This window comes from Paenibacillus wynnii, assembly GCF_000757885.1.
Classification (GTDB): Bacteria; Bacillota; Bacilli; order Paenibacillales; family Paenibacillaceae; genus Paenibacillus_AQ; species Paenibacillus_AQ wynnii.
Window position 1 is genome coordinate 72629 of sequence record NZ_JQCR01000001.1, and the last position, 13018, is coordinate 85646.

Genomic DNA, 13018 nt, shown 5'->3' on the forward strand with positions numbered 1-13018 from the left:
TGTATACCTTTCAATGGTGTCACCCCTCCTTGCTCGGGTTTGTTTGGTATAACAAGGTAAAGGGATACAGTCAACACATATTATGTATTGGGGAACTTAATGGTGCTGTGTAAGGTCTAAAATGGGCGAAAGCGGAACCAAAAATACCGCCTACGGCGGTGGTGTGGGGGAGTAGAATGTTACCGGTCCGTCACGCCCTTTCGGTCACGCCGATTTTGTCCGGTAGTGGTTACAAAACTTATTGTAAAGTATGAAATGCATTCCATAGCAAGTCTTTTATTGGGGAGTCCGAATCGGTCTGATATGGTAAAATAGGAACATGATACCACCCCACGGGAGGCTGCACACCGATGGCAAACATTAAAGAAATCGCTCGAATGTCCGGCGTATCCGTGACTACCGTCTCGCGTGTACTCAACCATCATCCCTATGTAAGTTCGGATAAACGGGCCGCCGTGCTCAAAACGATAGAGCAATTAAACTATTCGCGTAATATGAATGCCGTACATTTGATCACTGGGCGTACCAAAGCAATCGCGGTGGTCCTGCCTCATATTCATTTTTTTTATTTTTCCGTGATCATGGACGGACTGGCTAAGGAAGCGCTGCTAGCTCAGTACCGGCTTATTCTATGCCAAACCAACTACCGGCCTGAAGAGGAACTCAAAGTTTTGGACATGCTCCGCAATAAGGAAATTGACGGTGTTGTAATCGTATCTACCGCCTTAGATCCCGCAACGATTGAGGAATATACCGAATATGGCCCTATCGTAACCTGCCAGGATAGCGGTAAACGCAGCTTCTCTTCCGTATATATTGAACATTACTCAGCCTTCCGTCACGGCCTGCAGTATTTGGTAGATAAAGGTTATCGCAATATAGGGTATTGTGAGGGCAGAAGGAATGGCAGCAGCGGATCTATCAGACAATCTGCATACAAAGATTTTTTTACAGAGAGAGGACTTGCTGTTCATAGTGAATGGATGTTATTTGATTGTTTGACCGAAGAAGACGGAGCGGCTGTACTCCACAGACTGCTGAACATGAAGGAACGGCCTGATGCCCTCATTATTACAGGGGACCATGTTGCTGCGGGTCTTATTATAGAAGCTGGAAAATACAACATCCGGATTCCTGAGGATTTAGCGATTATCGGATTCGATAATCAGCCGATCGGCAGACTGCTGGGTCTGACCACCATAGATAATCAACTCTTTGAGATGGGTGCCGCTGCTTTTCGGATTATCCTTGGACAGATTAACGGGGACGTTAGCACCGAGCCTGTGTACCAAAAGCTCAGTTACCGCATTATAGAGCGCACTACAGTGTAAAAAGATAACAAGTGAAAAGGAGCCTGCTAACCGCACGCTCCTTCATTATTGCGACACTTTAATGCCATGACTAAGGGCTTTACGAGCAATTAAACCCACTAATATCCCCGGAATGGTAAAAGCCATAGGCAACCATACAGGACCAAGCAATACTCCAAAAATCCGAAGGGTGTTGGAATAAATCAATCCAACCGTCACCATATAAGCGCTGGTTACAAAAGGAAGAAAAGCAAAGGGTTTTCTCCCCCCACCCGCATCTCTGTAGGCATCCCATATCGCAAAAAAATAAAGGCAGGGATAAAACATCAAGTATTGATAGTTGGTTTGTTCAATAGATTTATGGATTTGACCCTGAAAGCTCAAAATGATTACTGTATTAAAATTCGCCTGAACATTCACTAGGATTTCTAAAATAATAAACGTAATCCCTTTAATATATTTTTGATTTAACAGCTGCCCAAACCCTGGCAAGGCAATACACCAAAGCGCTTTCTCCCACGGACTTGATTTATCCATAATGCATCACATGGAGGTTGGTACTGTTGGATTTTCTTTAGCCATTGGAAGTTGATCCAGAAACCCGTAATCAATCATAAGATTGATACTGTCTTCCCCGTATTTTAGAGTTTCCGCCATTAATCGCATAAAGTGTACGCCTAAATCCCTCCTTTGAATACTGGAAAGACTGCTTCCATATTGACCCGATGAAGACGCAACTAGTAAAGACATTTTAAATAACATCAGTCTCTCCGAGAATGGAGATATGGTGGTATCCGTTAGTTCACTCTCCCAGGTCGGTAATTTAGGCAGGTCATTTTCTGTGAGTATAGATTGGAAAATCTCCAAATGTTTCTCATATATATCAGCACCGCGAACGAAATGTTCCTTCAACTCAGGGGTATTCGTAATTTGAGCGAAGCTTTTTAAAAACGTTTTATGAAATTCAGTGGATCTGAAATTAAATTCCAGCAAGGCAATTTCAATCGCATTGATTGGCCGGCGATCTGCAAACCACCCTGCTAAGAAACTTTGTTTGCTTACCTTCTCCACATGATTGGGAATGGGGATATGGAGATCAGGCAGGTTCAGTCCTTTTTTTATGGACAAGTCTGATAATCTGATAAATAGCTCCGTTGTGTTTTTTTGACATTCTTGATAAAACAAGCGGATATCTTTACGAATGGAAGTGTTTAAAGCCATTGAATATACAACTTGTGCTGCTTGCACCAATCCCAATTTGATCAATAGGGTAAAGTTATCGGTACAGATTGCCGGTGCATTTAGATCCACATCTGAATTATCGAACTTTTGGGGTAAGGGATGGTTGGCATTCTCTAAAAAAGCTTTCGATTTTTCCGTTTCAATCGTTGCAATCTCTTCAGCATACTTAAGGATATCGTGTAGTTCTTTATCTTGTGTTTTTCCGATGAAATACCTGGTAACCCACATTGCCATTGAGTTTGTTAAATATGAACTCCACAGACTTGCTGTCTCCGCTGGCGTTAATTTTTTGATTTCCATTTTGACTTAGGGCTCCCTTACCGTTTTATTTAGGTATAGTGTCTGCAAGCAGAGAAAAAAATATCCCAATGGGGATAGGATAGGTCAAACTTCATTATCCATTGGGAAATGTGAGGATCACCCTAAGTTTAATTGTAGAAAGTGCAACTATAGTGGACTTTTAGCCGAGTTGCAGCGATTTAAGTGCATATTCTGCAACTAAAAAGCCGTTTATCTGCCAAATGAGGCTTCTCTGCTGTTTTTAGTTGCACAAACTGCAGTTATTCCTCATAGGGTACCTCCTACGCTCCAAATAACTGCACATTGTGCAATTAAAAAACTAACTTTCCAAAGGAGAAGGCCCCGGATTGGAACACCGCCTTCTTTATCCATTGAAATAATAGCAACTGCCTACAGTTGAGCCTCGCCTTATGCTGTTTTTACACCATCCCCGATCCTCCTTATCGCCTAAAACACACAACTCTAGAATGGCTTACTGCATGATGATTCTTGCACCTCTGATTGGAAATGTGAGAAATATCACATTTTTATATTGACAGTAAAAGACTAGGCACTTATGATGAATTCAGCGTAATTGATAATCATTATCAACTATACATATAAAAGGGGTGTTTATTTTGAAATTTAGTTATGTTGTTCCCACTGGTCTGCTGGCGGCATCCATTCTATTTGCAGGTTGTAGCAGTAATGGAAATAACGGCAATACTGCCGAAGCTGTAAATGGCAACATTACCTCTAACAGTAACACTACAGCAGATGCTCAGGTTGCTACAACGGACGCCGGAACTACAGGGACTGCAGCTGATTTTACATCAGCGATCGATAAATATCGGACTTATGTAATTGAGCAATGTGATGCATTTGTGAAGGAAACAGAAAACTTCACCAACGCTGTAAAGGAAGGAAAACTGGAGGAAGCCAAAGCCCTTTACGCTCCCGCACGCATGTATTATGAGCGAATCGAGCCAATTGCAGAGGCTTTGGGCGATCTGGATCCCAACATTGATGCCCGAGAGAATGATGTAGATGCGGCCGAATGGCGCGGGTTCCACCGGATTGAAAAATCACTTTGGGAGGACAAAACAACAAAAGGGATGGAAGCTACGGCCGACATTTTATTAAAGGATGCTCAGCTGCTTCGGGCCAAAGTTGAAACGGCAGATATAGATGCGAACCTGCTTGTAACCGGAGCTGTGGAACTCCTTAATGAGGTATCCTCCTCTAAGGTAACCGGTGAAGAAGAACGTTATTCACACACCGATCTGTACGATTTTGTTGCTAATGTTGAAGGTGCCGAAAAAATATACGAGCTGCTCAAACCCGAGCTGGCCAAAATAGATCCCACGCTTGAGCAAACGATCGGTGAAAGATTTGCTGCATTAAAGGCTGAGCTTGCACCGTTCAAAGCCGGGGAAGGTTACGTTTCCTATGAAGAGCTCAAAGAAGAAGAAGTGCGCAAATTAAGCCAAAACTTGGATGCATTGGCTGAGCCTTTATCCAATATGGGAACTATTTTAGGAGTGTGATCGACATGAAAGATGAAAACCTGTCAAAGCAAGAGTCTAATTCTCCTAAACTCAATAGCAAAGAAGATGATTCTTCGACTGGATTTATAGGAAAAAAACTAAGCCGCCGCGAAATGCTGCGGCTTACTGGTGTCGGCGGATTGGGTCTCCTGCTAGGGGGAGGCGGCATTGGAAGTATTATTGCTGCAAGAAGCGCAGCAGCACCAAGCCGTGCAGCCCAAGCCTCTTCGGCGCTTGCCGACTCCATTCCATTCTTCGGTGAGCATCAGGCAGGAATTCTTACTCCTGCACAAAATTTCTTATGCTTTGCCGCCTTTGATTTAACAACTACCAAGCTGTCAGATGTTAAGAAGCTCTTTCAGGCGTGGACAAGTACCGCAGCCTCTCTCACTTCCGGCCAATTGATTGGAAATGTAAATGACAACCCCAATCTACCGCCCACAGACACAGGTGAAGCAGACGGATTATCTCCTTCCCGCTGTACACTTACCTTCGGAGTTGGGCCGTCCTTTTTTGACGGAAGATTAGGTTTAGGCTCACAGCGGCCTGCTTCATTCCAAGACCTGCCGGTATTCACTGGAGACAATCTTGAACCTCAATGGTGTGGTGGAGATCTCTGTGTGCAGGCGTGTGCCGATGATATGCAGGTGGCTTTTCATGCCATCCGCAATCTGGCGAGGATCGCCCGTGGGACCGCTGTTCTCCGCTGGACTCAGGAAGGCTTCCAGCGTTCAAGCGGAGCTGACCCTAAGGGAGCAACCCCGCGCAACCTGCTTGGCTTCAAAGACGGTACAGGAAATCCGGATGTCACTGACCGCAAAGAGATGGACACCGTGGTATGGAATAATAACGGGGATGGCCCTTCTTGGATGAACGGCGGCACCTATATGGCTGTACGCCGTGTAATGCTTCGCATCGAGGTGTGGGACCGTTCTAACTTAAGTGATCAGGAAGCGACCTTTGGACGGCATCGCCAAACTGGTGCTCCGATCGGATCTAAGGATGAGTTCGACGACCTTGATTTGAAAGCAACAGACGCATCCGGGAAACTTATTATTCCAGAAAATTCTCATTCCGCACTTGCACACGGGGATGGAACCGTTAAAATGCTGCGCCGAGCGTACTCTTATTCAAGCGGTATGAATCTAAAGACCGGGCAGTTGGACGCCGGCCTTCTTTTCATCAGCTTCCAGCGTGATCTGGTTAAGCAGTTCGTATCCATTCAACAGCGCCTATCCAAGAACGATAAGCTGAACGAGTATATGACCCACACGGGCAGCGCTGTTTTTGCCTGTTTCCCGGGGGCCCGGGAAGGCGGTTATATCGGCCAATCTTTGCTTGGTTGATTGCTGTATTTGCAACATGCTTATTATTGAAGGAGGATTACCGGATGCGACAAAATAGATTTCGTACGCTGAAAGCTACAGCGCTGCTTGGTTTTCTCTGCGCGCTTCTACTGTGCGCGCCAGTGCTTGCGGCGGAGGGGGCGAGCCGGCATGATGAGCTGCTGCCGCCTCTTGGCAGCGCGCTCGTCGAAGCCGGCCAGAGCCAGTGGGACGCCGCAGCCGCGGATGTAGAGACGTTCGCGGCGCTATGGCGCGCCGCGCAGGCTGGCACTCCGGACCCGGCATTCGCCGGTCCGGCTGCTGCCGTTGACGCCGCGCTCGCAGACGCGGCGGCCAAGCTTGCGGCGGGCGGCGATACGCCCGCGCCCGCCAAGTCCGCGCTGTCCACGCTCGCCAGAGCCGTGGACGCGTACGTCAGCGCCGCCTCCAGCACGGGCGGCGAAGGCAAGGGCGCTGCCGCCGGCCGTGAAACGGCGGCGCAGCTGCTGCCCGCGGTGGAACGCACGCGGGATGCGGCGCTTCGCGCCGATTGGGCGGCGGCAAAAGAGGCATACAGCGCCATTATAAATGGCTGGAAGCCTGCCGAAAGCGCCATCCGCCAAGACAATTCCGCCGTCTACGGCCAGCTGGAGACGAAGCTGAGCCTGTTGCGCATTGCGCTGCAGGCAGAGCCGCTCCGCGAGGAATCGGCGAAGTCAGAAGCCGAGGCTCTGTATACACTTCTAGCTGATTACAGCACAGGTAAAGTCAACCAAACTACACCAGCGGCGATCGATGAATCCGTTTCAATAGAAGGACTAATCCGTTACCTGAAGGAAGCGCGTACCAATGCGGCTAACGGTGACAGTGCGACAGCCGCAGGGGTTATGGAGCAATTTATTATCGCGTGGCCTTCTGCCGAAGGACAGGTTCAAATTGCTTCCCCTACGGTCTATAACAATATTGAAAACGAGAGTTCAGCCGTCAGCGGTTACCTATTATCTGACCCGCCGAAACTGGATCAAGCCTTGGCTGCTCTGGATAATATGCTTTCAGAATTAACACCTTTGGCTGGGGAGTCCAGTTATACAGCTTGGGATGCCGCACTTATTCTACTGCGTGAGGGTTTAGAAGCTATCCTCGTCTTGGCTGCCCTCCTCGCTTATCTGAAGCGGAACGATAGCCGCAATGCCCAAAAATGGGTATGGTCCGGTGCCGCTTCCGGTCTGATCGGAAGTATTGGGCTAGCCGTTGTTCTAACCTATAGCATCTCACGCGCGGCCTCCGGTGGAGCACGAGAAATGATTGAGGGAATTACAGGCCTAATGGCTGTTGTTATGATGCTGACCATCGGTCGCTGGCTTCATGAAAAGTCGAACACCGCCGCATGGAACAGCTACGTGGGTCGCCAGGTCGATGGAGCTTTAGCCAAGGGTAGTCTATGGTCATTATTCTCTATCTCTGCCTTAGCTATTTTACGAGAGGGAGCGGAGACGACTATTTTTTACGTCGGAATGGCCCCTTCTATTGAAACTTCACAGCTTCTGATTGGCATTGCAGGCGCACTGTTTGTTCTAATCATTATGGGCTATGCCATTATTGCGCTTAGTGCGCGACTTCCGATTGCGGCATTTTTCCGCACGGCTACAGTTCTGATTTACTACTTGGTATTTCGTTTTCTGGGTGAAAGCCTTCACTCTCTGCAAGTCGCAGGTAAATTACCGGCACATGTGCAGAGCGGTTGGCCCTCGGTAAGCTGGCTTGGGTTGTATCCAACTCTGGAAACTGTCCTACCTCAGCTGCTTCTGCTGCTCTTCATCGGATGGGAGCTGCTGCGTCGAAAAACACCCAGTAAATCACAAACCGTTCATTAAAGTAAAACTATAATTCGGGCAAGTCTCCTGTATTGGATACTTGCCTTTTTTAGAGCTCCTTTCACTCTAAATTCCTGCACAACGTGCAGGATTTCAGCCATATCCAGCTCTTTTCACTCTAAATTCCTGCACAACGTGCAGGATTTCAACCGTATCCAGCCCCTTTCACTCTAAATTCCTGCACAACGTGCAGGATTTCAGCCATATCCAGCCCCTTTCACTCTAAATTCCTGCACAACGTGCAGGATTTCAACCGTATTCAACCCCTTTCACTCTAAATTCCTGCACAACGTGCAGGATTTCAACCGTATCCAGCCCCTCTCACTCTAAATTCCTGCACAACGTGCAGGATTTCAACCGTATCCAGCCCCTCTCACTCTAATTCCTGCACAACACGCAGGATTTCTGATTACCGCATCGTTCGAAACAGGCATTTTCTAGAGTAGAAAATGTGTGAAAATCGAGTAAAGAATGAGTAATCATGTTAAGAATGAGCAATTGAGTAAAGAATGAATAAAAACGGAGTGAAAGCACAGTGAAGTCGGATAGAGCAGTAATGAAAATCAGAAGCTAGCCGAGAGTATACATCCCTCACCCCATCCGCCACTCACCTTTCAGCATCTCCCCATCTCCCATCAGTTTTTAACGCATTCGTTTGTCTATCTTCTTAATTCTAATTAATTTTTCGCAAATATTGATCATCCCGGATAAATTTGCTATTGCATCTGTAGTGATTTTATTTTATTCTAAGTATGAAAATAATTTTCTTGTTTTAGTTCATAATAATAAAAATAATTTCAGTACCGTTAATTTACATCCACTTATTATTTTCAAGATGAGGTGAGTTATGGCTCCGATCCTAAATGCGCTGGACCATGAAATGTCCAAGCTTTCACATATGGAACGTAAGCTGGCGGAACGCATTTTAGCCTCCCCCGGTGAGGTTATTCATATGGGAATACGAGAGCTGGCAGAGCAATGCGGTACCAGCCCGGCTACAGTCACACGTTTCTGCAAGGTTTTTCATTTCAAAGGCTTTCCCGATTTCAAAGTGAAACTTGCTGCTGAAATTGCCCAAAGTGATCATGGACTTCAGGACGGCAGTTCGTCCTATCAGGATATCGTGGCAGGCAATCCCCTCTCGGTTATTGTGGAGGCTATGCAGGCGAACCATCTGGCTTCCATAAGAGATACTACGTCACTGCTGAATATTGAAAGACTTGAAGGAGTCGTAGATTTGTTATGTAAAGCCAGACGGATCGACCTATACGGGATGGCGACTTCATCGATTGTAGCTCAGGACTTCTACCAAAAGCTAATTCGCATCGGTGTGAACTGCACCGCTTTTGCAGACTCACATATGCAGATTACCTCAGCCTCCACTTTGTCTAAAGGGGATGTAGCTTTTGCCATATCCTATTCGGGAGAAACACCGGAAACGATTGATGCTCTGGCCTGCGCCGGGGCTAGCGGAGCGAGCACCATTGCCCTTACTTCTTATGGAAGCAGTACGTTAGCCACAAAAGCCGATATTCCGCTCTTTTCCTCATCACTTGAGCAGGGTATGCGTCGAGGTGATATGGCTTCACGAATTGCCCAGCTTCACATTATTGATATTTTATTTACTGGAATGGTCAGCACACGCTTTAAAGATTACATTCCGAAGCTCGAACAATCTTATCTGAATGTTCAACAGTATCGCCATAAACGAGGAGGTCAAACGAAATGAATATTTTCAAATTTCAAAATGACGAGGATTTCGTACAAACCGGGGCTAACCTAATTGTCAGCCTGCTGCAAAGCAACCCAAAAGCTGTACTAGGTCTGGCTACCGGCAGCTCACCTGTAGGTGTGTATGCGCGTGTGGTTGAAATGTACAATAAAGGCCTCGTAAGCTTCTCCAAAGCTTCATCTTACAACCTTGATGAATATGTTGGGTTACCTGTAGACCATCCTCAAAGCTACCGTAGTTTTATGAACGAACATCTGTTTAATCACGTGGATATCGACCTCAGCCGGACACATGTTCCTAACGGAAACGCAGATGATCTAGATGCTGAATGTCTTGCTTACGATAAAATGCTGGAGGAACACGGGCCTGTCGATCTGCAGATTTTGGGCATAGGAAGCAATGGACATATTGGGTTTAATGAGCCTGATGCCAGTCTTAGCAGCGGTACACATGTGGTAGATTTGCTGGAAGAAACGCTCGAAGCTAATGCCCGATTCTTCCCTACTCTTGCTGAAGTACCTCGTCAAGCCGTAACCATGGGTATTGCCAGTATTCTAAAAGCTAAACAAATTGTTCTGCTCGTACGCGGTGAAGAAAAGGCTGAGGCTGTTAAAAACGCACTTGAAGGCCCTATCACTACCCAATGCCCCGCATCCCTGCTGCAAAGCCATCCCAATGTTGTTGTGCTGCTGGATAAAGGAGCAGGAAAATGGCTGAAATAAATACCCTTACAGGTGAGCTGTTATTCGGAAAAGTGCTTACTCCCGGCGGGATATTAGAGCATGGAGTAATTGCAGTATCTGCAGAGCAGATTCATTATGTCGGCGAAGCAGAATGGCTACCGGCTGCCTATGCAGAGTGGCCTTCCACTTTGGAAAAAAAGGGTCTGTTCATTCCCGGCTTTGTTGACGTGCATGTTCATGGCGGAGCCGGTCATGACTTCATGTATAGCAACTCTGAGGCGCTGAACTCCATCACCAAATTTCATTGCTCGCAAGGAACTACAACCATGCTTGCTACGACTATGACCGCTCCGAAAGCTGAAATTGATCGAGTATTATCCGAGGTTGACGCCTATAGATCTCGAACTATGCCTTATGCCCAGTTGGCAGGTGTCCATCTGGAAGGACCCTTTATTAGTCCCAAGTGGCCTGGAGCTCAAAATCCCGAGCACATTGTTCTGGCTAATATCGAATGGCTGGAGGAGTGGGAGACCCAATATCCCGGACTCATTCGTCAGGTCACTCTTGCTCCTGAACGTGAAGGCGCATTGACCGCGATTTCATGGCTGCGCAGACACAGCATTACTGCGGCCCTTGGGCATACTGACGCCACCTATGATGAGGTCATTACAGCAGCAGAGGCCGGGTTAAATCAAGCAGTACATGCATTCAATGCAATGACGGCACTGCACCACCGTAAACCGGGTACAGTCGGAGCGGTACTGGGTGACCATCGCATACGTGCGGAAATTATCGGAGACGGTATCCACGTACATCCGGCTGTGGTCTCTTTACTGGCCCGATTGAAGGGTGATCAACTGCTGCTTATTACAGATGCCATGTCGGCTGCAGGACTAAGTGATGGCGAGTATAAGATTGGGGATTTGCCTGTTTTAGTGCAACAAGGTATAGCTACTCTTAAAGATCATCCCGAATCCCTCGCAGGTAGCACTTTGACCATGATAAAGGGCTTTCGCTTCCTGGTTCAAGAAGTCGGTTTATCCCTTGAAGCTGCATCTCGGGCTGCAAGTCTTACACCTGCTGTTTCCTTAGGCCTTGAACGGACCATCGGGTCTTTGGAAGCTGGTAAGCAGGGAGATATTCTCCTTCTCGACGCCGAGCTTAATCTACGTGACGTTTGGGTTCAGGGGAAAAAAGTTGCCTTTTAAATGGGCTCAAACCAAAATCATTGGTTAGCCGTTTGGAAACAAGCCACTAAGGGTTCTCAGAGTGTTCTAGCGATCACTACCATTTCTCCAGAATCCCCCAACCCGATCCTCCGCTTTGTTCGCCCATTTCAGTCATCAGTACTTGACAAAACATAGTGTTGTGAAAAAAGTGAATAGCTATACGGACTACAGAGCCCTTATTAACGTGCAAATGTTAAAATGAAAGCACAAACGGACTCAGGTGCCCCTATTCGTGGATATAGGGGTTGTTTTAGCCAATTTTCTGCTCATTAGAGTCATCCGTGTCCGCATGAAGCGTCAGTGTACTTTATTCAGATTTAGGATAAGCCATATTTCATTAAAAATAACGCAGCCATACGCCTAAGGCGTTAAAGTGGCTGCGTTATTAGTGTTATCCGATATAAACGATAAATTCCATATGATTTAAAGATTTATTTCCAAGAATTAAAACTGTTAGCGGTTTGTGTTGTTACCAGGGAAAATACGCTCCACCATCGATCCGAATTCTTGTACAAAACCTTGAAGAGGGTATCCTCCACGAGCATTATCTGCATAGCCGTTTACACGTTGTACGAATTCTGGATTGTCAGAAACATACACCGTTTGAATTTGCGGTGCATTTCTTTTAATCTCCGCGGTAACTTTATCCTTAATTTCTCTAGGCAAAGTATCGGCATTACCAGCGCCCATGTTCCCCATGCCGCCAGTTCCAGTACCACCAGTTCCCATTCCGCCTCCAGTGCCCATTCCGTTGGTTCCCATACCTCGAGTTCCCATACCGCCGGTTCCCGCACCATAGGTTCCTAGGCCACCAGTTCCCATACCGGTTCCCATTCCGCCCGTACCCATACCTCTAGATCCCATGCCGCCGGTTCCCGTACCATTGGTTCCCATGCCGCCAGTACCCATACCTCTCGTACCCATGCCGCCGGTTCCCATACCATAGGTACCCATACCGCCATTCCCTACGCTGCCGGTTCCCATGCCGTCAGTACCCGTACCGCCAGTTCCTGTGGTCCCCGTTCCCAGCCCACCGGCACCGAAACCTCTAGCTCCCGTACTACCCATACCCATACCCATATTGCCGGCAGCACCGCTACCGCCTGCAGTACCGTTCATTCCTCCGCCGGTACCCGGCATAGATCCACCAATTCCTGTCATTGTTCCACTTCTACCGGTCATTGTTCCGTCCATGCCGTAAGTTGTTCCATCCATACCGGATGTTGTGCCACCTCTACCAGTCAATGTTCCACCACCGGTTCCCAGCATGCCGCCACTGTTTCTACCCGTTGCCAAGGTTCGCGGCGAAGTATTTGTTGTTCCTCCGCTATGCGTACCGGTACCGGCCTCGTCCAGTGTTAAAGCAACATACGCTCTATTCCCGGATACCAAAACATTAGCTGAACGAACATCTTTCATTGCTGTAATTCGGTCAGCCAAGTCCTGACTCATTTGGAGTCTGGTGACGTTATGTGTTCCAGTTCTACCGTTAACTGAGTTTGCATTCAATCGACCGTTTTTGGCATTCTGAACATTGTTTGTACGGACATCATTATTTCCAGCCGCATCATTAGTCCCGCAGCCTGTAACCCCAACCATACCGAGTAGAAGCGCCACTGCAAGGGACCTGCTGATTGTAGATCGCAACATGTATTCATCCTCCGTCTCTAAAGTTGTGATGTTTGATCGGTAACACTAATTAGACTGTGTTATCATCAGGCAAGCTATCCTTGAAAGGATTTGGCAATCGGACTTCTGCACCGTCACCGGTTCATGTATATTGGCGTATCATGTTAA

Annotated in this window: 10 protein-coding genes; 7 read left to right on the plus strand and 3 right to left on the minus strand. The window is 47.3% G+C overall.

The genetic code is table 11. The features are described from left to right. Positions 1 to 350 precede the first annotated feature (350 nt). Positions 351 to 1331, plus strand: a complete 981-nt coding sequence (locus PWYN_RS00505) for a LacI family DNA-binding transcriptional regulator (RefSeq protein WP_036647306.1) — start codon at positions 351 to 353, stop codon at positions 1329 to 1331. A 45-nt stretch (positions 1332 to 1376) separates the two neighbouring features. On the opposite strand, the gene PWYN_RS00510 is transcribed toward PWYN_RS00505, so the two are convergent. Beyond that, positions 1377 to 1847, minus strand: coding sequence for a hypothetical protein (locus PWYN_RS00510; RefSeq protein ID WP_036647308.1), 471 nt, complete (start codon positions 1845 to 1847; stop codon positions 1377 to 1379). A 6-nt stretch (positions 1848 to 1853) separates the two neighbouring features. Then, positions 1854 to 2852: a DUF3231 family protein gene (locus tag PWYN_RS00515; RefSeq protein ID WP_036647310.1), complete on the minus strand. Its 999-nt coding sequence runs from the start codon at positions 2850 to 2852 to the stop codon at positions 1854 to 1856. 617 nt (positions 2853 to 3469) lie between these two features. Between PWYN_RS00515 and efeO the strand changes: the two genes are divergently transcribed. From efeO to nagA, 6 genes are all read left to right on the plus strand, one after another. After that, the gene (gene efeO / locus PWYN_RS00520; protein ID WP_036647312.1) at positions 3470 to 4378 is read left to right on the plus strand and encodes an iron uptake system protein EfeO; all 909 of its coding nucleotides are present in this window, start codon (positions 3470 to 3472) and stop codon (positions 4376 to 4378) included. Positions 4379 to 4383: 5 nt separating this feature from the next. Beyond that, positions 4384 to 5724, plus strand: a complete 1341-nt coding sequence (gene efeB / locus PWYN_RS00525) for an iron uptake transporter deferrochelatase/peroxidase subunit (RefSeq protein WP_052087661.1) — start codon at positions 4384 to 4386, stop codon at positions 5722 to 5724. Positions 5725 to 5768: 44 nt separating this feature from the next. Next, positions 5769 to 7577: an FTR1 family iron permease gene (locus PWYN_RS00530; RefSeq protein ID WP_036647314.1), complete on the plus strand. Its 1809-nt coding sequence runs from the start codon at positions 5769 to 5771 to the stop codon at positions 7575 to 7577. An 847-nt stretch (positions 7578 to 8424) separates the two neighbouring features. Then, positions 8425 to 9306, plus strand: coding sequence for a MurR/RpiR family transcriptional regulator (locus PWYN_RS00535; protein ID WP_036647316.1), 882 nt, complete (start codon positions 8425 to 8427; stop codon positions 9304 to 9306). After that, the gene (gene nagB, locus PWYN_RS00540) at positions 9303 to 10031 is read left to right on the plus strand and encodes a glucosamine-6-phosphate deaminase (RefSeq protein WP_036648147.1); all 729 of its coding nucleotides are present in this window, start codon (positions 9303 to 9305) and stop codon (positions 10029 to 10031) included. The genes PWYN_RS00535 and nagB overlap by 4 nt, the downstream gene beginning before the upstream one ends. Continuing rightward, positions 10019 to 11200: an N-acetylglucosamine-6-phosphate deacetylase gene (gene nagA / locus PWYN_RS00545; RefSeq protein WP_036647317.1), complete on the plus strand. Its 1182-nt coding sequence runs from the start codon at positions 10019 to 10021 to the stop codon at positions 11198 to 11200. Before nagB ends, nagA begins: the two co-directional genes overlap by 13 nt. A 474-nt stretch (positions 11201 to 11674) precedes the next feature. On the opposite strand, the gene PWYN_RS27695 is transcribed toward nagA, so the two are convergent. Beyond that, positions 11675 to 12871 carry a YhcN/YlaJ family sporulation lipoprotein gene (locus PWYN_RS27695; RefSeq protein WP_052087662.1) on the minus strand — a complete coding sequence of 399 codons (1197 nt, stop codon included), beginning with the start codon at positions 12869 to 12871 and terminating at the stop codon, positions 11675 to 11677. Positions 12872 to 13018: the final 147 nt, after the last annotated feature.